20 protein-coding genes and 1 tRNA gene are annotated in these 25,781 nt (G+C 36.2%); 19 read left to right on the plus strand and 2 right to left on the minus strand.

The window, feature by feature from the left end; genetic code table 11:
- The first annotated feature begins 222 nt into the window (after nt 1-222).
- From BN2144_RS08495 to BN2144_RS08550, 12 genes are all read left to right on the plus strand, one after another.
- On the plus strand, nt 223-1,932 hold the full coding sequence (locus tag BN2144_RS08495) for a glycoside hydrolase family protein (protein WP_033827853.1): 1,710 nt from the start codon (nt 223-225) through the stop codon (nt 1,930-1,932).
- A 95-nt stretch (nt 1,933-2,027) separates the two neighbouring features.
- Nucleotides 2,028-3,161, plus strand: coding sequence for a response regulator (locus tag BN2144_RS08500; RefSeq protein WP_139017872.1), 1,134 nt, complete (start codon nt 2,028-2,030; stop codon nt 3,159-3,161).
- A gap of 602 nt (nt 3,162-3,763) precedes the next feature.
- Nucleotides 3,764-6,415, plus strand: a complete 2,652-nt coding sequence (locus tag BN2144_RS20090) for a hypothetical protein (RefSeq protein ID WP_187366989.1) — start codon at nt 3,764-3,766, stop codon at nt 6,413-6,415.
- A 623-nt stretch (nt 6,416-7,038) separates the two neighbouring features.
- Nucleotides 7,039-7,221 carry a hypothetical protein gene (locus BN2144_RS08510; RefSeq protein WP_033827855.1) on the plus strand — a complete coding sequence of 61 codons (183 nt, stop codon included), beginning with the start codon at nt 7,039-7,041 and terminating at the stop codon, nt 7,219-7,221.
- 1,265 nt (nt 7,222-8,486) lie between these two features.
- On the plus strand, nt 8,487-10,028 hold the full coding sequence (gene istA / locus BN2144_RS08515; protein WP_456061792.1) for an IS21 family transposase: 1,542 nt from the start codon (nt 8,487-8,489) through the stop codon (nt 10,026-10,028).
- Nucleotides 10,021-10,788 carry an IS21-like element helper ATPase IstB gene (istB, locus tag BN2144_RS08520; protein WP_033826781.1) on the plus strand — a complete coding sequence of 256 codons (768 nt, stop codon included), beginning with the start codon at nt 10,021-10,023 and terminating at the stop codon, nt 10,786-10,788. Before istA ends, istB begins: the two co-directional genes overlap by 8 nt.
- An 83-nt stretch (nt 10,789-10,871) precedes the next feature.
- Entirely contained in the window at nt 10,872-11,324 is a 453-nt protein-coding gene (locus BN2144_RS08525) for an NUDIX hydrolase (RefSeq protein ID WP_033827856.1), read from the plus strand.
- Nucleotides 11,325-11,412: 88 nt separating this feature from the next.
- Nucleotides 11,413-12,303 carry an RNase adapter RapZ gene (gene rapZ / locus BN2144_RS08530; RefSeq protein WP_033827857.1) on the plus strand — a complete coding sequence of 297 codons (891 nt, stop codon included), beginning with the start codon at nt 11,413-11,415 and terminating at the stop codon, nt 12,301-12,303.
- A complete protein-coding gene (locus tag BN2144_RS08535) occupies nt 12,300-13,280 on the plus strand; it encodes a gluconeogenesis factor YvcK family protein (RefSeq protein ID WP_033827858.1) in 981 nt (326 codons plus the stop codon). Before rapZ ends, BN2144_RS08535 begins: the two co-directional genes overlap by 4 nt.
- 30 nt (nt 13,281-13,310) lie before the next feature.
- A complete protein-coding gene (gene whiA, locus BN2144_RS08540) occupies nt 13,311-14,255 on the plus strand; it encodes a DNA-binding protein WhiA (RefSeq protein ID WP_033827859.1) in 945 nt (314 codons plus the stop codon).
- 167 nt (nt 14,256-14,422) lie between these two features.
- Complete coding sequence (locus BN2144_RS08545; protein WP_033827860.1) at nt 14,423-14,683, plus strand: HPr family phosphocarrier protein; 261 nt, start codon at nt 14,423-14,425, stop codon at nt 14,681-14,683.
- Nucleotides 14,684-14,867: 184 nt separating this feature from the next.
- A complete protein-coding gene (locus tag BN2144_RS08550) occupies nt 14,868-16,529 on the plus strand; it encodes an IS1182 family transposase (protein WP_230199721.1) in 1,662 nt (553 codons plus the stop codon).
- Nucleotides 16,530-16,598: 69 nt separating this feature from the next.
- Here the strand turns inward: BN2144_RS08550 and clpP are convergent, their stop codons facing one another.
- Both clpP and BN2144_RS08560 read right to left on the minus strand, forming a co-directional pair.
- Nucleotides 16,599-17,192 (minus strand): ATP-dependent Clp endopeptidase proteolytic subunit ClpP, encoded by a 594-nt coding sequence (clpP, locus tag BN2144_RS08555; RefSeq protein ID WP_033827861.1) that lies wholly within the window; start codon nt 17,190-17,192, stop codon nt 16,599-16,601.
- Between the two features lie 581 nt (nt 17,193-17,773).
- A tRNA-Arg gene (locus BN2144_RS08560) sits at nt 17,774-17,845 on the minus strand.
- Nucleotides 17,846-17,998: 153 nt separating this feature from the next.
- Between BN2144_RS08560 and rpoN the strand changes: the two genes are divergently transcribed.
- The 7 genes from rpoN to gpmI all read left to right on the plus strand — a co-directional run bounded on the left by rpoN (nt 17,999) and on the right by gpmI (nt 25,772).
- Entirely contained in the window at nt 17,999-19,327 is a 1,329-nt protein-coding gene (rpoN, locus tag BN2144_RS08565; RefSeq protein ID WP_033827862.1) for an RNA polymerase factor sigma-54, read from the plus strand.
- A 70-nt stretch (nt 19,328-19,397) separates the two neighbouring features.
- The gene (locus tag BN2144_RS08570) at nt 19,398-19,637 is read left to right on the plus strand and encodes a glutaredoxin family protein (RefSeq protein ID WP_033827863.1); all 240 of its coding nucleotides are present in this window, start codon (nt 19,398-19,400) and stop codon (nt 19,635-19,637) included.
- 235 nt (nt 19,638-19,872) lie between these two features.
- Nucleotides 19,873-20,895 (plus strand): sugar-binding transcriptional regulator, encoded by a 1,023-nt coding sequence (locus tag BN2144_RS08575; protein WP_033827864.1) that lies wholly within the window; start codon nt 19,873-19,875, stop codon nt 20,893-20,895.
- Nucleotides 20,896-20,946: 51 nt separating this feature from the next.
- Nucleotides 20,947-21,954 (plus strand): type I glyceraldehyde-3-phosphate dehydrogenase, encoded by a 1,008-nt coding sequence (gene gap / locus BN2144_RS08580; RefSeq protein ID WP_033827865.1) that lies wholly within the window; start codon nt 20,947-20,949, stop codon nt 21,952-21,954.
- A 155-nt stretch (nt 21,955-22,109) separates the two neighbouring features.
- Entirely contained in the window at nt 22,110-23,294 is a 1,185-nt protein-coding gene (locus BN2144_RS08585; protein WP_033827866.1) for a phosphoglycerate kinase, read from the plus strand.
- Between the two features lie 187 nt (nt 23,295-23,481).
- The gene (gene tpiA / locus BN2144_RS08590; protein ID WP_033827867.1) at nt 23,482-24,240 is read left to right on the plus strand and encodes a triose-phosphate isomerase; all 759 of its coding nucleotides are present in this window, start codon (nt 23,482-23,484) and stop codon (nt 24,238-24,240) included.
- Nucleotides 24,237-25,772, plus strand: coding sequence for a 2,3-bisphosphoglycerate-independent phosphoglycerate mutase (gene gpmI, locus BN2144_RS08595; RefSeq protein WP_033827868.1), 1,536 nt, complete (start codon nt 24,237-24,239; stop codon nt 25,770-25,772). Before tpiA ends, gpmI begins: the two co-directional genes overlap by 4 nt.
- The last annotated feature ends 9 nt before the right edge of the window (nt 25,773-25,781 follow it).

Here is a 25,781-nt window from a genome sequence, read left to right on the forward strand (position 1 = left end):
GATACCATTAATTGGGTGGTTCTTTCGTAAGGTATCATTATAAATAGCTGAATGGGGATTATAGAATAGAAAAGGCAATTTTTAAAAAAGGGATATTGCTTACCCATGCGAAAATGATCAGTTGGTAAACATAGGAAGATAATGAATACATTCTTTATAAACAAATTTTTTACTATTGTTAACGTTTTAATCGTAGGTTCACATTAAAGGGGAGTTAAGTAAATGAGGAATGGGACCAATCTAAGTTATGTTCATGATTCCATGATTAAACTAGAGGAATATTTTAGTCAAAACTTTAAAGATTGTAAGGTATCTATCAATAACGAAAATAAGTATGTGATTTTTTTATCAATTGGAAACCCTTCCATGCGTGCGTTTGTTCTAAAAGATGTTTCAACGGATTTGATGAAAACCTTCGAACGCTTTCGAAGTAAATTATTTGATATGATGACCAAACGTCACCTTGATCTTCAATGGATCAAAGTAGATATCGTAAAGGAAGTACAACCAATCCATTTTACAGAACTGGAAAAACTGATTGCAAAGACAAGAAAAAACTATTTTCGTTATGGAATTTCATTTGACGTGGATTTTCAGGTGGCCTTTTTAGAACAAGAAATAAATGGGAACGCAATGATTAAAAATGGCGAATCGAATACACTTCAGTTGGATGACAAAAATATCAATTATTATTTAAAAAATAATTATGGTATCCGTTTTCCGTTTATAAAAGACAGATATAGGAATAAACCCGTTTTTATATTTACAACGAATAGCGTATTTTTAGACAAATCTGATGGAAAGCTTCAAGTATTGAATAACGGTATGTTAATGAACGGGATAAGAAGAACGAATGATATTGCATCTGAAGTCTATTCTATTATTAACAAATCTACTTATTACTTAATGAATTTATTAAAATCTAATGGAAAGTTTGAGTATGGCTATTTTTCTTCTTTTGCTAAAAGAATTGGAACGTATAATATACTACGACATGCTAGTTCTTTATACGCTTTAGCAGAAGGCTATGAAGTTTTGAAAGATAAACAGATTATACAAGCAGTTCAAAAGGGAATTGATTATTTAATTCGAGAAGCAATAGTATATAAAAATGAGGAAACGAAAGAGATTGCTTATGTTGTAGATTATACGAATAACAATGAAATAAAGTTAGGCTCTAATGCCACCGCAATTTTGGCAATGACAAAATATATGGAAGTGACAAATACAAAGAAATATATAGAGGTTGCTCAAGCTTTGGCTAGGGGAATTGTCGAAATGAAAACGTCTAGTGGAGGGTTTGTTCATGTTTTAAGTTATCCATCTTTTGAAATTAAGGATGTTTATAGAGTTATTTATTATGAGGGAGAAGCTGTCTTTTCGTTATTACGTTTATATGGTATTGATAAAAATGAGCGATGGTTACAAGAGGCAAAGAACGCCTTTGACTATTTCATTGTTCGTGAGTATTGGAAATATTACGATCATTGGCTTAGCTATGCGATCAATGAGCTAACAACTTATCTTCCGGAAGATAAATATTTTATTTTTGGATTAAAAAATTGTAACGGAAAACTAGATTTCATTTATAACCGTGAAACGACTTATCCCACTTTTATGGAATTAATGATGGCAACATATAAAATGGTAAAAACAATGAAGAACTTAAAAAAGGAACATTTATTCATACATATTGATGAGAAGTATTTAAACGAAACAATAGATAGAAGAGCGGAATATCAGAGGGTGGGGTTTTTTTATCCTGAGCTTGCTATGTATACGAAAAAACCATCACTTATTCTACATTCATTTTTTATCCGCCATCATTCTTTCCGTGTACGGATTGATGATATTGAGCATTATTTATCTGGATATATCCAATTTTTTCATCACCGAATACCAGATATTAGCAAGGAAGATGACTTAATTTAGATGTGCAATTAACAATAGACTTTTGGAAAAAAGAGGAAATATATTACCTACATGGATGAATCACACTCCTCAATATACTAGAAAGGTTGATAACGTTGTTGAAATCTATAATTGTAGGTAGTAGCAAACAAGAGGTGAATCTCTTAGAGGAAATATTTGAGTCAACAAATAAAATAAAAATAGTTGGTAAATTTTTATGTGAACATCAGAACTTTGAGGAACTTGAATGTTTAAGTCCAGAAGTGGTGTTTATTTTAATTGAATGTTTAGGTGTAAAAGGAATTCAATTTGCAGAAAATGTGATAGAAAACGTTCCGAATGCAAAGATTGTCTTCATATCAAAGTCTAAAGATTATGCGGTGCAAGCTTTTGAACTAGGTGCAGTAGATTATATTTTAAAGCCATTTGATAAATTGAGGTTACATAAAACAATTAAACGAATTAAAAATAAAAAGCAACTTGCATCATCTAAAGAAAAATACTCGGTATGCTGTTTTAAAGATTTACATTTTAAATGTAACGGAGTGGAAATGAAGCAAGTAAAATGGAGAACTGCAAAGGCAAAGGAGTTATTTGCCTTTCTTATACATAGTAGGAGTGAGACAGTTATTCGGAAAGATATCATCATTGACACACTCTGGCCAGATGAAGATATGGATAAAGCATACGAAAAATTATATGTAACCATTTGTCATATCAGACGAACGTTAAGAAAGATTGGTGTGAAAATCGATATTGTTAGTAAGGAAAATGGTTATGAACTTATTTTTAATGATGTGATATGTGAAAATGATAAATGGGAAAAAGAGGTTCAAGAATTCACGACAATCACATGTGATACATTAAATAAAGGAATTGATTTAATAAAACAATATAAAGGTGATTATTTAGTTGAAGAATCCTATATATGGGCCGAAAATGAGCAGGAACGACTAAGGGTTCTATACCAAGCGCTGTCAAACCATGTGTTAAAATTACTTTTTAATAATAAAAGATATACGGAGGTAAGCTTACTAGCGTTAAAAAACCAACGATTGTATCCTTATTTACAAGATTCGTATTTAATGTTAATGCTCGTATATGACAAGTTAGGTGATATTCATCATGTAGAAAAACAGTATGAGAAATTAACTCAAATGATGAAAGAGGAATTTAATACATTACCTAATGAGGAAATAAGAGAATGGTACAGGAACTGGGTTAAAAAGCATAGTATCGATTCAATTTGATAAAATAGTTGCGATGAATCCGACATGAATCCGACAATGTTAGTCAATAAAACTAGCATTGTTGGATTCTTTTTGTTTATGAGAAAACTACGTCTCTCTTCCCTCTTAAGGCCCGGATAATCAAGTTTTCTTTATTATGATAATAAATGAAAATGGAACATATAAATTAGATTATGGTTATTATAGGATAATTATACTTCCTGAATTTTTACATATTTCCCCTTTGTTCTCCTTATCTAGTGATTTTACCGACCATATTTGCTTGTTCACTATATTATTTATTTCAATTAGTAATGTTTTTATCGATAGAAGCGATTGGGATACTTGTATTCTTTTACAATTTGAAAGCATTGAATGTGTTTTATCCCTTTATTCATTAAGTGAAATTTCATTTAGCAGATTTAGATGATCTGAGTGCTCACAGGAGAAAATCAATCTACCAAAGATAAAAATAGATCAAAGTACAGAAATGAATAAGTTTTTGTCAATAAATTGTATATATTCTGGTTCGTAATTGGACAAGTAGTACTTGTTATAGTGGCTTTGTAAGCGAAATCAATGAGAAGGAGTGTACAAAGAGAAATGAAAGGAGAATTATTAAGGTGGGAAAGCATGTAAATTACAAAGAGAGAATGAATAATCAGAAGAAGGGTAGATTAATAAAGACAACAGCACTTGTAGCAACAACTATGATAGCACTTACGCCAGCATATAATTCTGCAAAGGCTATGGAACATCAGCAAGTAAATAGAGAAAATAGTCATGTAGTAGGTGTTCAGCCATTACTTTCAGATATTTACGATGAAACGGTAAATCATAGGTGGGTAAAATACGGTTTAATTGAGGTAAGAGATTTTGATGCGAGAAAATATACGCTTAACCTTACTTATTACACACATTACATTTTAAATATGCATACTAGACTAGCAGATGCAAAATTTAATTTAACAATTGACGCAAAACTACAAGATTATATCCAAGATGTAAAGGTAAGAGTAGGTTATAATAGGTGGATTTCAGCAGAAAAATTAAGTGATGGGACATATTCTATTAGACATAAAGATGTATTAAGTAGATGGTTAATTGGGGTTAACCAACAATTTGATATTCAAGTAGTATTTAAGGATAAAATTGAAAACTTAAAAGAAGACACATATTTTGTTGATATTGCGTTATTTGATAAAAGTAATAGAGTCGTTCATAATACAACAGATAACGCATATTTTACTACGAAAAATCGCGATTCTGTTTATGAAGAAAACAATTTGATAACAGGATCAGGTTATACAGTTTCTTATAAAAATTTGAATGATACAGAGATTGATTTGAATTATGTTATGCATTACAAATTAAATGCGACTCGAGTGAAAAATGGTAAATTTGAATTTTATATTGATAAAAAGTTATTACCTTATATAAATGAAGTTTTGATAGAAACGAAAGATGGAAAATTTAAATCTGTTGTAATTAATGAAAATGGTTCGTTTAATTATGCGGTTAGTAGTCTTTTATCAGAAGCACGTATTGGGGTTCCGCAATCATTTACAGTTAAAATCAAATTAAAAGAGAATGTAGCCAACTTACCAAGTGGTATATATCTATTTGAAGTTCACCAAACAACTGGTGATGGAAAAACGATATTAAAGGGATCTGAGAATAGTGCTTATTTTACCCATGAGAACTTAAATGATCATGATGATACGGATGCAGATGCCGACGCCGATGCAGATGCGGATGCGGATGCCGACGCCGATGCAGATGCCGACGCCGATGCTGATGCGGATGCTGACGCGGATGCCGATGCTGATGCGGATGCTGACGCGGATGCGGATGCTGATGCCGACGCTGATGCGGATGCGGATGCGGATGCTGATGCGGATGCGGATGCTGATGCCGACGCCGATGCGGATGCGGATGCTGATGCCGACGCCGATGCAGATGCCGACGCCGATGCTGATGCGGATGCTGACGCGGATGCCGATGCTGATGCGGATGCTGACGCGGATGCGGATGCTGATGCCGACGCTGATGCGGATGCGGATGCGGATGCTGATGCGGATGCGGATGCTGATGCCGACGCCGATGCGGATGCGGATGCTGATGCCGACGCCGATGCAGATGCCGACGCCGATGCTGATGCGGATGCTGACGCTGATGCCGATGCTGATGCGGATGCTGACGCTGATGCCGATGCTGATGCGGATGCTGACGCGGATGCGGATGCTGATGCGGATGCTGATGCGGATGCGGATGCTGATGCCGATGCGGATGCCGACGCCGATGCGGATGCGGATGCCGACGCCGATGCTGATGCTGATGCGGATGCTGATGCGGATGCGGATGCCGACGCCGACGCGGATGCCGACGCCGATGCTGATGCCGATGCTGATGCCGATGCGGATGCGGATGCGGATGCGGATGCCGACGCTGATGCGGATGCTGATGCCGACGCCGATGCGGATGCCGATGCGGATGCGGATGCGGATGCGGATGCTGACGCCGATGCGGATGCTGACGCTGATGCGGATGCCGATGCGGATGCCGACGCTGATGCTGATGCTGATGCGGATGCTGATGCCGACGCTGATGCGGATGCGGATGCCGACGCTGATGCTGATGCGGATGCGGATGCCGACGCCGATGCGGATGCCGATGCGGATGCGGATGCGGATGCGGATGCTGACGCCGATGCTGATGCGGATGCTGACGCTGATGCTGATGCGGATGCGGATGCCGACGCCGATGCTGATGCTGATGCGGATGCTGATGCCGATGCGGATGCCGACGCCGACGCTGACGCGGATGCCGACGCAGATGCAGATGCGGATGCCGACGCCGATGCGGATGCTGACGCTGATGCGGATGCTGATGCCGACGCCGATGCGGATGCTGATGCGGATGCCGACGCCGACGCTGACGCGGATGCCGACGCAGATGCGGATGCTGATGCTGATGCGGATGCTGACGCTGATGCGGATGCGGATGCCGATGCTGATGCGGATGCGGATGCGGATGCCGACGCCGATGCTGATGCGGATGCCGATGCGGATGCCGATGCGGATGCCGATGCCGATACCGAAACGAATGATGATAATATCACAAAAGTTGATCCAGGTACTTCCCAAAATGAAGGTGAAGCAGGTAAGAAGCTACCAAGTACGGCAACGACGATTTGGACTTTAGGTCTCGGTGGTTTAGGCTCATTATTAGCTGGACTTAGATTAAGAAGATTTAGAGATAGAACAGATAAATAGATTTTAATAAAAGGCGTTTATTGAACGCAAAGACATGACAAGTGGTGAAACAATTTTTTATTTGTTCACTACTTGTCGTTTTATTTTTCCACTTTCTGCAAGTAGTAGGTACCCGTTACCGATCTTAACAGATTTTCCGAACGAGAACGCTCATGCAGGTCGCAAACCGTCTTTATAACAGGGATGAAAGTGAAGCCAAACGGAGTACCACTTTTAATCGGAAGCTTTGTGGTACCTCGAGTATTTGAAATTCCAATAACTTTATTTTATAGGCTATTTTTGTAAACTTTGTTGTTATTCGCTAAGGAGACGTTTTCCGCGGGTACGGCCTCAGCCAGAGCTGCTTTCTTGAATAATCTTGTCTGGCTCCTTGCACCGAGGAATCCTGCTCCCTGAGTTTCTCGTAGATGCAGATATAGCGGTGCAGGGTCTTCGAGAGGGCAGCCTTTTTATTACATTTATTGCGGCTTTCAGAAAAAATTAATAAAATATAGGTGTGGAAGATATAGAAGAATAAATATAAACGTATCATGAATTAACCAATTTGTGTTCTGCCCTGGGTTATAGAAGAAAAATATTATTTGTTGAAAAAGTCGAACTGAGATTTTTTAGGAGGGATTTTTTTGAATTTATTAGCTAAATATAATTACGGAATAATAATTATTTGCCTTGCTGTAACAACCATTATTAACTTAGTCTCAAATAATAGTACTTTAAGAACTACGATTTCTATACTTGTTTTTATTATCGTATTAATAACTTTAATATCTACTAAAAATCAAAGCAAAAAAAATGCTGACATATAAAACACGAAAACCAGCACCTAACATAAATTATGTGCCCTGTGGTGTGTTTGTCTAGCGCTAAAGCACATTAGTAGCATGCGGATTTCAATATCTATATTTCCTCTTAACCATTCTTCAACTGCACCATCATTGATTGTTGAAATGTATGTTTTAATTTCATCCTTTGATACTATCGTTAGTATAAACAAACTCTCTACAATCGGGTTCATGGTGGAAAGAAAAGTACGAAGAGATCAAGAAAAACATTGATACACCTTTGAACAGTGCAGTAGAAACCGTGCGATTAATGATTAAAAGTGTTTTCAAGAAAGCAAAGAAATTTACAACTTTGAATTGGAGTTTAATCAATTTCTAAGTGTTCTATGAATAATCAACTTATCCACAACTGGTAAAATTCCCCAACTATTTTTTCCTCTCTTTAAGTCAAATTGAACCGATTTACTAATTTTGCTTTTAAAATTGTGGATAACTTAAAAAATTCCTTTTTTCACATTACATCCTTTGCCATAATGAAACTGCTAGGTAAACCTTACTTGTATCGATTTATCCAAACCAGTCATATCCTCGTCTGTTAATATGCGTCTGCGAATCGCTTCTAACAAGACTGAGGATTTTCTTTTGCCATTTTTTGATCGTTTTTAAGATTTTTGAACCTTTTTCATAGAGCTGCCGAATCATATTTGTTATTTGAAATAGTGTGTAATGCAGGGATGTGTAGTTTTGGCTATTTGCATGTTCAATGTCGTTACGGTTATTTTTTTACTCATTAAATCTTTAGTTTTCAATCTTCCAGCGACTTCTTCCAGCAGTGATCAGTCGTGCCGCATTCTTTTTTGTCATTTTTCTATCCGTTATACATACGTTCCTTCGTTTTCCCATTCTCGGTTTCCGTTACAAATTTCATCAGATTTACCACAATTCAATTCACGCAAAAATCGGCTAATTTACTAATCTAACTAGTTAAATGATCACATATTTAGCGGGATTTTGGGGATAAAAATAGTTGTATTATTACGAGGATTTTTCCTCCTTAGGATGGATAAAAGTTCCTTCGTTGTTCGTATGTGTTCAGGTGTAGTATAATATAATTAAGTATATCTATTTATCGTATTTTAAATATACGGAGTTCACATCAGTTAGATTTCCATTCATTTATTGTATATGTTAATCTAAAACTGAGCCACCTTATTAATTGAAAAGTGAGCCACTTTTGATAGAAAATAACCCTGACATTATTGTTAGGGGGAGTATCAGAGGTGATTACTTTGAATGTGAAACAACAAATAATAAAGATGCATTTGGAGGGAAAAAGTCAGAGGAAGATTGCAAAAGAATTGAAAAAATCTAGAAATACAGTAAAAAAATATATAAAGGAGTTCGAAAATAGTAAGTTAACGGATGTTCGAAATTTACCAATACCAGAGGAGATTATAAAACCACCAACTTACACAAAAAGAGTTGGTAGGAAAAGAGTATTAAGTGATGAAATTATCGAGAAAATTCGAGGATATATAAAAGAAAATGAGTGGAAAAGAGAGAATAATTTAGGTAAACAACAAATGAAAATCATTGATATGCATGAAAAGTTGATAGAGGAAGGGTGTGAAATTAGTTATACCACAGTACGTAATTTTGTAAACACGGAGCTAGCAAAGAAAAACGAGGTATTCATACGTAGAAATTGCGAACCTGGTTATGAAGTGGAATTTGATTGGGGAGAAATTAAAATCGAGGTGAATGGAAAATTAAGAAGCTATTCCCTAGCGGTTTTCACTTTAGCACATAGTAATTATCGATTTGCGAAAATCTATGAGTCTGAAACCATGGTTTGTGTTTTAGACATCCATTCCTTATTTATTGAACACATTGGTTTTATCCCTACGGTATTTACCTATGACAATATGAGGACTGTGGTTAAATCGTTCATAGGATCAGAAAGGGAAATCACCGACGGTATGAAAAATATTTCAGATTATTATGGGTTTAAAATTCGACTATGTGAACCAAGAAAGGGAAATGAAAAAGGCCACGTTGAACGTAGTGTAGAGTACATTCGTAGAAAGGCATTTTCATCAAATTATAAATTTACAAGTTTAAAAGAGGCAGAGGAACATTTGACAAGGGTACTAATAAGAATCAACCAGCAGTTACATCACCAGCATTTATTAAAACACATTGAATTAATGGAACACGAAAGGTCTGTATCCAAGCCAGCAATAACTCCTTTTGACGTTGCAGAGTTAATAGAATGTCGGGTGGATAAGTATAGTACAGTTGTCATAAAACAGAATCATTATTCTGTGCCAGAAGGACATGTTGGGAAATTTATTAAAGCAAAAGTAGGAGCTGAAAAAATCAAACTATTTATCGATGGGGAGCTTGTAGCAGAACACAAACGGAATTGGGGCTTACATCAGTGGGAAATGAATATTTATCACTATCTAAAAACCTTTGAAAAGAAAAAAGGTGCCATAGCTCAAAGTGAATGTTTGAAGCAGGCACCGGATGAAATTAAAATGATATACACCAATTATTATACAGGAAATGAAAAAGACTTCATAGAGTTACTTTTATATATTCAAGAAAAAGATAATTTAGGGCAAGTGTTAGAAGCTATTGAGAAACTAAATAATATTCGCTTTGGTTTTGTCACTACAGAAAGAATACAATTCATCTGTGAGCAAACCAATACTGACAAGTTAACTGATGAGAACAAGGACGACATCATGAAACAGTCAGAAAGAAATCTAAAAGCCTACGCAGATATGTTTGATCAATCTGAAGAAGGAGATATCTTATATGGATAAAAGGCAAGAGATTATTGAGCTGTGTAAGGAATTGCGTTTGCCTAGTATTCGAAGGATGGTCAATGATGAAAGTAATTTCAAAAAACCGGATGAGGCATTTGAAGTGTTACTTCAGGTGCTTCATCAAGAACATAGCGACCGACTGATACGGTCGAAACAGAATCGAATACGTACAGCCAATTTCCCACAGAAAAAATTATTGGAAGAATTAGTTGAAAGTTCTTTACCTGATCAGGCCCGACAAAAGTTACCTTATTTAAAAACGTTAAAGTTTATTGAAGAAGGACAAAATGTGATTTTTACAGGTTCACCCGGTACGGGGAAGTCGCACATTTCTATAGCACTCGGTATAGAAGCCTGTTTAGCTGGATATAAAGTCTTCTTTGCGACAGTACCATCTCTAATTAATCAACTTAAAGAATACAAATCTGAAAGAACTCTTCGCTCATTTGAATTGAAATTTGAAAGATATGATTTAGTAATCATTGATGAACTTGGATATATCTCATTTGATAAAGAAGGAGCAGAACTATTATTTACGCATTTATCATTACGTGCAGGGAGAAAGTCTACAATCATTACAAGCAATTTACCATTTTTAAAATGGCAAGAAATCTTTCATGATCCAGTTTTAACAGCTGCCTTAACGGATCGGCTTACACATAAGTCACATGTTATTAATATGAATGGGCCATCTTTTAGAATGAAAGAAACAAAGGCTTGGATGAATTTAAATAAATTCGAGGTGGCTCAAAATTAAATTGCGAAATGGCTCACTTTTCACTTGCGAAATACAATTTATGAAATAAAATAGGAATCTAACCTTGGACTGGGGTGTAAGTGATGCAAAGAGTAGCAAACTGTGTTTTTATGAGAGATGGAAAAATATTATTATTACAAAAACCACGTCGGGGCTGGTGGGCAATTCCTGGTGGAAAAGTTGAACCGAAAGAAACGGTAAAGGCGGCCGCCATTCGTGAGTATTGGGAAGAAACAGGTATTCAAGTTCAACAACCTACAATTAAAGGAATTTATACGTTTTTAGTTGATGATGCAGCTATTCACCTATCCGAATGGATGATGTTCACCTTCTTTAGTGAAAATGGAGAAGGAATAGAAAAGGTAGAGACAACAGAAGGTATCCTTGCATGGCACAGTGTAGAGGAATTGAACGACTTGCCGATGGCAGAGGGTGACCGTTACATTATTCGTCAGGCGGTTTTTGGTGAAAATGTACAATTTGGTACATTTCATTATACGAAGGAATTCCAGTTATTGTCACATCAGTTAGACTAGAATCAGTGATAAAATAGATTATCATGGTATTTTTACAAATAGTATTTTTCAACTTTATTGCAAATAAAGTAAAGGAATGGTGGTAAATATGTTAGATGAAACAAATGAGTTACAAATTGTAATTATTACTGGGATGAGTGGCGCAGGAAAGACGGTCGCAATCCAGAGTTTTGAAGATTTAGGCTTTTTTTGTGTAGACAACTTACCACCAATGCTTTTGCCAAAATTTCTAGAGTTAATGCGAGACTCGAAGAATAAAATGAACAAAGTTGCGTTAGTTATGGACTTACGTGGAAGGGAATTTTTTGAACAACTTATCCATGTCCTAGCTGAACTACAACAATACTCATGGTTAGTACCTCACATTTTATTTTTAGATGCGGATGATTCAACATTAGTTAGAAGATATAAAGAAACTCGCCGTTTTCACCCACTTGCTAAATCAGGTCTGCCTTTAGATGGAATTCGGGCTGAACGTAAGCTGTTAGAGGAATTAAAGGCAAGGGCGCAAACGATTATTAACACATCTCAATTAAAACCGAAAGAACTTCGTGAAAAGATAGCGAAGGAGTTTTCGAATAATAAGCAGAACTTGTTTACAGTAAATGTCGTCTCATTTGGATTTAAGCATGGAATCCCTATTGATGCGGATCTAGTTTTTGATGTTCGGTTTTTACCTAATCCGTTTTATATTGAACATATGCGACCAAAAACTGGCTTAGATGATGAAGTATATCAGTATGTTATGAAGTGGACAGACACAAGTAAATTTCTAGAGAAGTTATTTGATATGCTAGCATTCATGTTACCCCTATACAAGCGTGAAGGAAAAAGTCAGCTAGTCATTGCCATTGGATGTACAGGTGGACAACACCGTTCTGTTGCAATATCCAAATATTTAGGTGAAAAATTAGCGAAAGATTATGAAGTGCAAGTTTCACATAGAGAAATTGAAAACGAAAGGATTCAAAAAGCATGACAATCAGACAACCAAGAATTGTAATCATTGGTGGTGGTACGGGCTTACCTGTACTACTACGAGGTATTAAACAATTTCCAGTCGATATTACAGCAATTGTCACAGTAGCTGATGATGGCGGCAGTTCGGGACGTCTACGCGAAGATTTCCGTATTCCTCCACCTGGTGATGTCCGAAATGTTCTGGCGGCACTGTCAGAAGTTGAGCCGTTAATTGAAGAACTCTTTCAGCATCGTTTTCAAACGAATGGTGACTTGTCTGGTCACTCACTTGGAAATTTAATGTTAGCAGCAATGACAAATATTACAGGGAATTTTGCTCATGCCATACATGAAATGAGCCGTGTATTAAATGTCAAAGGCCGGGTTCTCCCTTCAGCGAATCAAAGTGTTGTACTTCATGCAGAAATGGAAGATGGTGTTATTATTCACGGGGAATCAAAAATACCTAACTATGGTAAAAAGATTAACCGTGTTTTCTTAACGCCAAGAAAGGTTAGGGCTTTACCGGAAACTTTACAAGCGATTAGAGAGGCAGATCTTGTTGTTATTGGGCCAGGTTCACTTTTCACAAGTATTTTACCAAATTTAATTGTTCCTCAAATTGGAGACGCAATTATTGAAACGAAAGCAAGTAAAGTATATATTTGTAATCTCATGACACAAAAAGGAGAAACAAATGGCTTTTCAGCAAGTGATCATGTGAAAGCAATCTATAATCATATCGAACCGTTTTCCATTCAAAAAGTCATCGTTAATAATGGGAAAATTCCAGATGATATTAAGTTACGATATAAGGGAGAATATGCTGATCCAGTAAAAATTGATAAAGAGAACTTGAAAGAAATGGGAATAGAGATTATTGAAGAGCCGATAGCGACCCTTGCAGATGGAATGTTACGTCATGATACAAAAAGGTTATCACAATTAATATATAATTTATTAGAAAGTGAAACAAAAAACGGCTTTACATCGTAGTATTAGTAATATGAATGGAGGTTAGGGGAATTGTCATTTGCCTCGGATGTAAAAAAAGAATTAACGAATTTACCGATTGATGATGGCTGTACAAAATCAGAATTATCGGCATTGATCCGGATGAACGGTTCCCTTTCATTTAGTAATCAACGGTTAATTGTAGATATTCAAACTGAAAACGCAGCCATAGCGCGTCGAATCTATTCTTTATTAAAAAAGTTTTATCAAGTGAACGTAGAACTTTTTGTACGTAAGAAAATGCGTTTGAAGAAAAACAATGTTTATATCGTTCGACTTATTGAACGGGGAAAAGAAATATTAGAAGATTTATTTATTATCAATGAGAATTTTAAATTCAATACTCAAATTGCTCAACAATTAATTCAAACAAAATCTTGTAAGCGTGCGTATTTACGCGGTGCTTTTTTAGCAGGTGGATCGATTAATAATCCCGAAACCTCTTCATATCATTTAGAAATATCCACTTTGTATAAAGAACATAGCGAGGCACTCAGTGATTTACTTAATTATTTTTCCTTAAACAGCAAAATATTAGAACGAAAAAAGGGATTTATTACGTATTTAAAAGAGGCCGAAAAAATATCTGACTTTTTGAGTATTGTTGGTGCACACAATGCTTTATTACGATTTGAAGATGTACGGATTGTGCGAGATATGAGAAATTCGGTAAATCGCCTTGTGAATTGTGAGACGGCAAATTTGAACAAAACAATTGGTGCGGCTATTCGTCAAGTAGAAAATATAAAATATATTGATCAAGAAATCGGTCTAGATGCACTGCCAGATAAGTTACGGGAAATCGCGAAACTCAGAGTAGAACACCAAGATGTAACACTAAAAGAACTTGGAGAGATGGTATCTGGTGGCATTAGCAAATCAGGAATTAATCACCGTTTGAGAAAGATAGACGAAATTGCTGATAAACTTCGCGCAGGCCAAACGCTTCATTTTTGATGGAATAAAGGTAGTTAATGCTCGGAGTATTCCGTTTGATTTTGTTCAGTGAAGTCCCCTACTTCTAGTGGGGGATGAATCAAATACGTTAAGGCGCATTTGATAGCGTTTAACAACTTAGATAAATTGAGAGATTTGTAGAGGGAATATTAGGAGGAGAATAGAAAATGGTAGAAAAACAGGTTATTGTAAAATTAAAAACCGGTTTACAAGCACGTCCAGCAGCATTGTTTGTTCAAGAAGCAAACCGGTTTTCATCAGATATTTCAATTGTAAGTGAAAATCGCACGGTCAATGCAAAAAGTATTATGGGGATCATGAGTCTTGCGATTGGTACTGGTAAAGAAGTGAAAATTACTGCAGATGGTAGTGATGAAGTAGAAGCGTTAGATGCGTTAGTGAAATTTGTAGAAAATGAAAATAATTAGTGATTTTTTATTTAACTCAAAAAGAAGAGACTGGGACAAAACTTTAGTAAAATAAAAATTAAGGCGTTGGAGCTTACACTAAAAAGTGTAGACCCAACGCCTTTTTTGTCACAATTCTAGTAAACAAAAAGGGCACCTTTTGATAAAATTAAAGTGACGAAACAATAATTTTGGAGGTGCCCTTATGTTTAAACATTATAACATGAATCAAGTAGTTTTACCGCTAAATTTAGAAATTAAGTTGAAAGAAAACGATATTGCTTTTGCGATCAATGATCTTGTCGAGAGTATTCCCGAAGAAGCTTTCGAGGACTTCATACGACAAACCGGCCGTCCCGCGTATCATCCTCGTATGATGTTGAAAGTCATTTTGTGTGGATATACGCAATCCGTGTTTTCCGGCCGTAAAATAGAAGCTTTATTACAGGATAGTATCCGCATGATGTGGCTAGCTCAAGGACATGAACCTAGCTATCGCACCATCAATCGCTTCCGTTCTAATCCACTCATTGAAAACATCCTACGTGAATGCTTTGTCCAGTTCCGAAATCAGCTCGTGGAAAAGGAATTGATTGAAGAGGAAGCCATTTTTATTGATGGTACAAAAATTGAAGCAAACGCAAATAAGTTCACCTTTGTATGGCGGAAGTCCATTGAAAGATATAGTGATAAGCTAATTGAAAAGTCCAATCAACTGTATGATGAGCTGCTAGAGAAGGAGATCATCCCAGCAATAGAGCGAGAAAAGGAAGAGGAACTTTCCGTCAAAGAAATGGAAGAAGTAGTCGAAAAGTTAGACGAGAAAATCGAGGAATATAATAAAAAGATTGAAGTATCTGAAGTTGGGAGTGAACGGAAAAAGCTCCGTTCCGAACGCAAATTACCCATACAATCTCGGAAGCAATGGATGGATTACATTACTCGCAAACAAAAGTATCAAAACGATATGGAGATTTTCGGTGATCGCAATAGTTACTCAAAGACGGACCCAGATGCGACGTTTATGCGCATGAAGGACGACTACATGAAGAACGGTCAATTGAAAGCTGGTTACAATGTCCAAATTGCGACGGAAGGTCAATATGTGCTCGCTTACGATGTTTTCCCAAACCCGACCGATACACGCACTTTAATTCCTTTTCTCGACACGATTGAAGAAAACTTTTTCGAGCTTCCGGAATTCATTGTCGCGGATGCAGGATATGGTAGCGAACAGAATTATGAAGATATCATCGAGAATCGAAATCGAACGCCACTTATTACATACAATCAATATCGAAAGGAGAAGAAAAAGAAGCATAAGGACAACGCTTTTCATGTAGATAATTGGGAATATAATGAGGACGAAGATACTTTTCTGTGCCCAAATGGTCGGAAAGTACGATTTAGCCATCATTCCAAACGAACAGACAGGTACGGATTCACCCGTGAATTTAAAGTGTACGAGTGTGAGGACTGTTCGGATTGTCCACTCCGCGATTTATGCACGAAAGCAAAAGAAGGGAACAACCGAAAAGTCTACATGAATGAAAAGTGGGAGTCCCAAAAAGAATATGTACGTACGAAGCTTTCAGACGAGAAAACTGGTGAAATTTACGGAAAACGTAAAATTGATGTAGAACCAGCGTTCGGTTTTCTGAAGGCTAATTTAGGTTTCACTCGTTTTTCCGTCAGAGGAAAACAGAAAGTGAAAAATGAATTAGCCTTTGCGTTGATGGCGGTGAATATGAGAAAAGTCACCGCCATCAGCGGTAAAATAGTGACGAGAAATGGAAAAACCCCACAAAAAAGGTTCCAAGCAAATTTTTTATTGCCTGGAACCTTTTTATATACTACTTTTGGCTAGTTATGTCCCAGCCTCTTTTTTTAAGAAAGTTTCAACTAAGCCCATTTTGTTAATTACTGTGCTTGAATATTATTTAGAAATAGTATTGCGATTAATGATATGGTCAACTAAACCGTATTCTTTTGCTCTTTCAGCAGTCATAAAGTTATCACGGTCTGTATCTTTTTCAATTATTTCAAGTGGTTGACCTGTGTTTGCAGATAAAATTTTATTTAATTTATCACGTGTGTATAAAATATGTCTTGCAGCAATTTCGATTTCCGTTGCTTGGCCTTGAGCTCCACCTAATGGTTGGTGAATCATGACTTCAGCATTTGGTAAAGCATATCGTTTACCTTTTGTACCAGAGGATAAAAGGAAAGCACCCATTGATGCTGCCATACCGATACAAATCGTTTGTACATCAGCTTTAACAAAGTTCATGGTATCATAAATTGCCATCCCGGCTGTGACGCTACCACCAGGGCTATTAATGTAAAGAGAAATATCTTTTTCTGGGTTCTCAGCATCTAAAAATAATAACTGAGCAACAATGGAGTTTGCTAAATTATCGTCAATTTGACCACCGAGAAGAATGATACGGTCTTTTAGTAAGCGTGAGTAAATATCATAAGCGCGTTCCCCTCGACTTGTTTGTTCAATAACTGTAGGAATTAAATTCATATATAATCCTCCTTTAAGCAAAGATATAATTTGTTCGCATTAATCGCTTTTAGTAGCCATGTTTTCATGAGTAAAAGCGTTTATGCGCTTGCTGGATATCCTTTAGTGGAACTTTTGTTTCCGCTAATGATGTCTTATCTAAGTTATGTATATTTTACATCAAAGGTCAATAAAGGTCAAACAATAGTATATGTAGAAAAAATATGTACTTCCTCAACTATTACCAATCCATTCGATTTTTAAACATATACAATTAAATCTAACCTCATCTTTACGTGTGCTGTCGTATGATATAAAAAATATGTATTGAAAGAGAAAAGGATTCCATCTGATTATATTTTACCAATAATCCCCACCTTTTTAACATCCTTTTTATTAAACTAATAAAAAAAGTGAACTCAATTTATCTACAAATTCTTCGGGTTGTAACGTATGTCATGTGCCAAATCGGTACAAAATTATCGCAAAAACTTTTCAAATTCTATAGTTTTCTTTAGGGTTTTGGCAAAATAAAAACGACCGCAAATGCAGTCGTATCAAGGGTTTACGATTCTTATTCAAATTGTCTAGTTGACAAAAAACGCCCTCGGAGGGAATCGAACCCCCAGTACAAGAACCGGAATCTTGCGTGTTATCCGTTACACCACGAGGGCAAGAGATTAAATTAACAACAATAACAATTATAAGCGATAGGGAAGATTATTGCAAGAAGAAATCAAAAGGGAAATATTTTTGTCTAATTTGTGACGATATTAGTTTTAAATAGAAAAGAAAACCCTTACAATATAAATAAGGGAGAGATGTAGATGAAATTAGAATTTGGTTTATTGCAAAATCAAACACTAAAAATAAATATGTCACAGCAATTAGCTCAAGCGATTTCTCTACTTCAATATACATCAATGGAATTAGCTAACTATGTAGAAAATATGGCACAAGAAAACCCTTTACTCGACGTTGAAATGAATGTTTATACACCTATCGATTTTCGTGGTCGAAAAAATAGAATGACCTATAAAGAAGCAAATCAAGTTTTTGCAGAATTACAAATACCGGACTTGAGTACGAGTATTTTTGATTACTTACTTGAACAAATTCTACCAAGAAAGTTAACAAAGGACGAATATACTTGTTTCAAATTTCTCGTCAATCATTTGAATGATGATGGATACTTAGAAATAACTGTTGACGAAGTAAGTAAAACATTAAAAATACCAAAGCATACTGGAGAAGAAATGTTACAGATGCTACATGGGTTAAATCCTGCTGGAATTGGAGCGAGAAACTTACAAGAATGTATAATCCTTCAGTTAAAGCGAAAAGAAGAGGTGCAGCAAGAAGATCTCGATATGATCTCCTCGTACTTTCATGAACTTTTGCAAAAAGACTGGAAACAAATTGTCCAAGAGACAAATATACCATTATATAAAATCCAACATTTATTTGATTTAGTTAAAACACTAGACCCTAGACCAGGTGCATTTTTTTCAAATGAGAGAACGCATTACATTGTTCCAGACATTTTTATTGAAAAAAGTGATGATTTTTGGCATATTAAAGTAGCAGAAGATTCCTATATTCATATAAAGGTAAACGAAAGGTATTACAATGAGCTATTATCTTATTCAGATTCTAAGATAACTGCTTATGTTCAGGATAAATACCAACAAATTCAATGGTTACAAGAAAGTATTCAACAGAGAAAACAAACAATGATGAAAATCATGCAGGCAATTATTGAACTTCAAGAATCCTATTTCCTAGGTGTGGAAAAAGAATTGACACCGATGACGATGAAGGAAATAGCTGGGCGCGTCGGCGTCCACGAATCAACGGTTTCGCGAGTGGTGAAAAACAAATTTGTCCAAACGCCGATTGGTACGATTCCTTTACGTAAGTTATTTACGAATCGGGCGAAAGTAGAGGATGTAGGACGATTACTTTCAACGGAAGCTGTCAAAAAGGAAATTCTCCACATCGTTAGCCAGGAAAATAAATTAAAACCATACTCTGACCAGGAAATTGTGCAATTGCTTGTCGAAAAAGGAATTTCGATTTCCCGAAGAACGGTTACTAAGTATCGAGAGCAGTTAAGTATTTTATCATCAACAAAACGAAAGCGATATACAAATTAACACCTACAATATTCCCCATATGTAACAAAAATATCGTTTGAACAATACAAAGAATGGAAGGTAGAATGTTTTGAAACAGGAAGTTATCTTATATAAAAGAGATGAATGTCACCTATGCGATATTGCATTAAACCAATTGCGAACATTACAAAATGAATTATCCTTTGACATAAAATTAATTAATATTGACGGAGATGACCATCTAACTGAACGGTATGGATTGTTCATTCCAGTTGTAGAAATTGGCGGGGAAGTAGTTCAGTATGGACATATTGATGAAAATGTAATCAAAATGCGCTTACAAAGCTAAAATAAAATAAATATAAGGTTGATTTTCCATTATTTCTCTGCTAACATAATATATGTAACGGAGATATTTTTTTGATACCTGTGGGACGGAAAATAACCTTATGGGTCGCGTATTGACCATTAACAACAAAGAAAGTTATTTTCGACCGTATTATTTTTGTATACAGTGGGACATTATATGGAAAGCAGGGTTTCGTAAAGTCCACCCTACCTGCTATATGCGAGGAGAAAAGAGAATGAAGTCGATTATTGACGTACAAAAAAGGTTAATTCCAGATTTAGTTGAAGTAATGCAAAAAAGATATCGAATTCTTCGTTACATTGAAATTATGCAACCGGTTGGTAGAAGAAGCTTGTCCCAAAGTTTACAAATTACTGAGCGAGTTTTGCGTGGTGAGACTGAATTTTTAAAAGATCAAGATTTAGTTTCAATTTCGGCATCTGGTATGAGATTAACAGAAGAGGGGAAAATAATTCTCGACCAACTTGAGCATATTATGAAAGGTTTCTCAAGTGTTCCTGAATTAGAAAGACAGCTCGCAACTGCACTAGATATCCAACATTGTAATGTTGTAACAGGTAACAGTGATGAATCTGAGTGGGTTAAATCTGAACTTGGTCGTGCTTGTGTAACAAAAATGAAAGATATTATGAAAGATGGTCATATCATTAGTGTGACGGGTGGCTCTACGATGAACGCTGTAGCTGATGCTTTTACGAGTGACTTGAATAAAAAGAACCTACTTTTTGTTCCAGCTAGGGGTGGCATTGGAGCAGATATTAAAGACCAAGCAAATACAATTTGTCAAAGAATGGCACTTAAATGTGGTGGGGACTATATGGTTCTTTACTCACCTGATCAAGTGACAAAAGAATTGTATGAATCTTTCATTCAAGAATCATCCATTCGAGAAGTATTGATGAAAATTAAATCAGCGGATATCGTCATCCATGGAATTGGGGATGCGCTGACAATGGCGAAAAGACGGATGACCTCAGAAGAAGATATGCAAAAAATATTAGAAGGTAACGCTGTTGCTGAAGCATTTGGTTATTATTTTGATGAAAATGGAAAAATAGTCCATAAAGTGCAAACAGTCGGGTTACAACTTGAAGATTTACAAAATATCCCCTATATTTTTGCCGTAGCTGGTGGAGCATCGAAAGCGAAGGCAATTAAGGCGTATATGAAAATCGCGCCAAAAAATACGGTTTTAATTACAGATGAAGCCGTAACGAATCTGATTTTAAAAGGGTAATGCCTTTTAAATATAAAAAAATTCTTCATAGTTCTAAAGGAGGAAGTAAACATGGCAGTAAAAGTTGGTATTAACGGATTTGGACGTATTGGACGCTTAGTATTCCGAGCTGCATTAAAAAACCCTGAAATTGAATTAGTAGCAGTAAATGACTTAACAGATGCAAAGATGTTAGCTCACTTACTTAAATATGACTCTGTACACGGTACACTAGAAGAAGATGTAACTGTTGAAGGAGATTCTTTCGTAGTTGCAGGACAACGAGTAAAAGTAATTGCTGAACGTGACCCAGCTCAATTACCTTGGAAAGAACTTGGTGTTGATATTGTTGTTGAATCAACTGGTCGCTTCGTAAAACGTGCAGATGCTGCAAAACATTTAGAAGCAGGTGCGAAAAAAGTAGTTATCTCTGCTCCTGGTAAAGAAGAAGATATTACAATTGTTATGGGTGTTAACGAAGACAAATATGATGCAGCAAACCATCATGTTATTTCAAACGCTTCTTGTACAACAAACTGTTTAGCACCATTTGCTAAAGTCCTACAAGAAAAATTTGGTATTAAACGTGGTATGATGACAACAATTCACTCATACACAAACGACCAACAAATTCTTGATTTACCACATAAAGATTTCCGTCGTGCTCGTGCGGCTGCAGAATCTATGATTCCAACTACTACTGGTGCGGCAAAAGCTGTAGCATTAGTACTTCCTGAATTAAAAGGTAAATTAAACGGTATGGCTGTACGTGTGCCAACTCCGAACGTATCTTTAGTTGACCTTGTTGCTGAACTTGATAAAGAAGTAACTGTTGAAGAAGTAAATGCAGCATTTAAAGAAGCTGCTGAAGGCGAATTAAAAGGAATCCTTGATTACAATGAATTACCATTAGTATCTCGTGACTACAATCATAGTACAGTTTCATCTACTGTTGATGGCTTATCTACTATGGTTATGGAAGGTAACATGGTTAAAGTTCTTTCTTGGTACGATAACGAAAATGGTTATTCTAATCGTGTAGTGGATCTTGTAAACTACATTGCTAAAAAAGGTCTTTAATAAATAATTGTCTAATGGGATAAGACCCCAAGGCATTAAATGAATTTATAACCTTTAAAGGGGGAATGGGGATTACAATTCCCTCCCCCTTTTCCTATAGAAACAAATAGCCTTCAATTTGAAAAATGGTGGATAATACCAGGGAGGTCCGCACAATGGCGAAAAAAACTGTTAGAGATATTGAAGTTAATGGAAAAAAAGTATTTGTTCGGGTAGATTTTAACGTGCCAATGCAAAACGGTAAAGTAACAGATGATACGAGAATTCGTGCTGCATTGCCAACGATTCAATATTTAGTAGAACAAGGTGCAAAAGTAATCCTTGCAAGTCATTTAGGTCGACCAAAAGGCCAAGTAGTAGAAGAAATGCGTTTAACAGCTGCAGGAGAAAGACTTTCAGAATTACTAGGTAAATCCGTTCGTAAAGTTGACGAAGCATATGGTGAAACTGTTCAAGCGGAAATCGCAAAAATGGAAAATGGCGATGTTCTTTTACTTGAAAATGTTCGCTTCTACCCAGGAGAAACGAAAAATGATCCTGAATTAGCTAAGGCGTTTGCTGAACTCGCTGATATTTTCGTAAATGATGCATTTGGTTCTGCACACCGCGCTCATGCATCAACAGAAGGTATCGCAAAGTACTTACCAGCTGTATCTGGATTTCTAATGGAAAAAGAATTAGAAGTTCTTGGTGGAGCTTTAGATAATCCAAAACGTCCTTTCACTGCCATTATTGGTGGAGCAAAAGTGAAAGATAAAATTGGCGTTATTGAAAACTTATTAGAAAAAGTAGATAATCTAATTATTGGTGGTGGCCTTGCTTATACATTTGTAAAAGCTCAAGGCTATGAAATCGGACAATCTCTACTTGAAGAAGATAAAATTGATTTAGCTAAACAATTTATGAAAAAAGCAAAAGAAAAAGGCGTTAATTTCTATATGCCAATCGATGCTGTAGTAGCAAAGGAATTTGCTGAAGATGCTGAATCAAAAATAGTTGATATTAAGGAAATTCCAGCTGACTGGCAAGCTCTTGATATCGGACCAAAAACACAAGAACTTTATCGCGAAGTTATTTTTAAATCTGCAACAGTTATTTGGAACGGACCAATGGGCGTATTTGAATTTGATAAGTTTGCTCAAGGAACAAAAGCAGTTGCTGAAAGTTTAGCAGATGCAAAAGATGCAATAACAGTAATTGGTGGCGGTGACTCTGCTGCAGCTGTTGAAAAATTCCACTTAGCAGACAAAATGACTCATATTTCTACAGGCGGCGGTGCTTCCCTAGAATTTATGGAAGGTAAAGTATTGCCAGGTGTCGCTGCACTAAACGATAAGTAAGAATAAATTTCATGCTTTGTTACTGGGTTTGTGTATCATTTCCCAGTAACAGAGCCAAAGTATAGAAGAAGTAAAAAAGCTATGCGTGTTATGAAGCCTAGGCTAGTACTGTAATTGTAGTACGTATTTAAAAAAGTAAAGATGATCACTTTACTTTCTTAGTAAGTTTAAAAAGGGAAGGTGTATTATGCGTAAACCGATTATAGCAGGAAACTGGAAAATGAATAAAACATTGCAAGAAGCCGTTGATTTTACAAATGAAGTGAAAGCAAAGATTCCAAGTCAAGAATCGGTTGAGTCTGTTATTTGTGCTCCTGCCCTGTTCCTTGATCGTCTTGTTCAAGAAGTAAAGGGAACAAATTTAGGTATTGGTGCTCAAAATATGCATTTTGAAGAAGAAGGAGCTTTTACTGGTGAAATTAGTCCAGTTGCCTTAAAAGATATGGGCATCCAATATGCAATTATCGGACATTCTGAACGTCGTGAAATGTTCAATGAAACAGACGAAACAGTAAATAAAAAGGTTCATGCTGCATTTAAACATGGAATCACACCGATTATGTGTGTTGGAGAAACATTAGAAGAGCGGGAAGCAGATCAATGGAAACAAGTTGTTCATTCCCAAACTTTAAAAGGTCTAGCTGAATTATCACCTGAACAAGTTGCAAAAGTGGTTATTGCTTATGAACCAATTTGGGCAATTGGAACAGGAAAAACAGCAAGTGCTCAAGACGCAAATGAAGTATGTGCTTATATTCGTGAAACAGTTGCTGAACAATATTCACAAGAAACAGCTGAGCAAGTACGAATTCAATATGGCGGAAGTGTTAAGCCTAGTAATATTGAAGAACTAATGAGCCAATCTGATATTGATGGAGCATTAGTAGGAGGAGCCAGCTTAGACCCAAATTCATTTTTACAATTATTGGAGGCAGGAAAATCATGAGTAAATCTCCAACTGCGTTAATCATCTTAGACGGATTTGGTTTACGCGATGTAACGAAAGGTAATGCAGTTATTCAAGCAAAAAAACCAAACTTTGATCGCTATATGCGTGAATTCCCTCATTCCACATTGCGTGCAGATGGTGAATTCGTCGGACTACCTGAAGGACAAATGGGAAACTCTGAAGTTGGTCATATGAATATCGGTGCTGGCCGAATTGTTTACCAAAGTTTAACTCGTGTAAATATTTCAATTCGTGAAGGTGAGTTTGCTAAAAACCCAACATTTATCGAAGCAATGAATCATGTAAAAGAAAAAGGAACGAATTTACACATCTTTGGGCTTTTATCTGATGGTGGTGTTCATTCACATATTAATCATATGTTTGCTCTACTTAAGTTAGCAGCAGAACAAGATGTAAAAAATGTTTATATTCATGCATTTTTAGATGGTCGTGATGTAGGTCCGCAAACGGCAAAAACATACATTAATGAAACACTTGAAAAAATCAAAGAATATGGTGTAGGTCAATTTGCAACTATCTCAGGCCGTTACTATGCGATGGACCGAGATAAACGTTGGGACCGTGAAGAAAAATCTTACCGTGCTATGGTTTACGGTGAAGGCCCAACATACAAGGATCCAATTCAATTAGTTGATGACAGCTATGCAAATGGAATTTACGATGAATTCGTTATTCCTTCTGTTATGGTAGATGAAAATGATCAACCAGTTGCAACAATTAAAGATGAAGATGCAGTTATCTTCTATAACTTTAGACCTGATCGTGCAATCCAAATTTCTAACATTTTCACAAATGAAGAATTTGACGGATTTGATCGTGGACCAAAATTCCCGAAAAATTTACATTTCGTATGTTTAACACATTTTAGTGAAACAGTTAATGGATATGTTGCTTATAAACCTGTAAACTTAGACAATACGTTAGGTGAAGTGTTAGCACAACACGGTATGAAACAACTACGTATTGCTGAAACAGAAAAATATCCACATGTTACTTATTTCTTTAATGGTGGTAAAGAAGAAGTGAACCCTGGTGAAGACCGCATTTTAATAAATTCACCAAAAGTGGCAACTTATGACTTGAAACCAGAAATGAGTGCATATGAAGTGACAGATGCATTAGTTGAACAAATTAATGCAGATAAATATGATGTTATTATTTTAAACTATGCAAACCCAGATATGGTTGGACACTCTGGTAAGTTAGAGCCAACAATTAAAGCAATTGAAGCAGTCGATGAGTGCTTAGGTAGAGTAGTTGATTTAATTCTTGAAAAAGGTGGTAGAGCCATTATAACTGCTGACCACGGTAACTCAGAAGAAGTGATTACTTTAGAAGGTAAACCAATGACTGCTCATACAACAAATCCAGTACCAGTCATTGTAACAGATAAGAATGTTAAATTACGTACAGATGGTAAATTAGGTGATTTAGCCCCTACGATTTTAGAAATGGTAGGAATACCAAAACCAGAAGAAATGACTGGTGAATCGATCATCGAGAAATAAGATTTTGTC

The organism is Bacillus andreraoultii (assembly GCF_001244735.1).
GTDB lineage: Bacteria > Bacillota > Bacilli > Bacillales > Caldibacillaceae > Caldifermentibacillus > Caldifermentibacillus andreraoultii.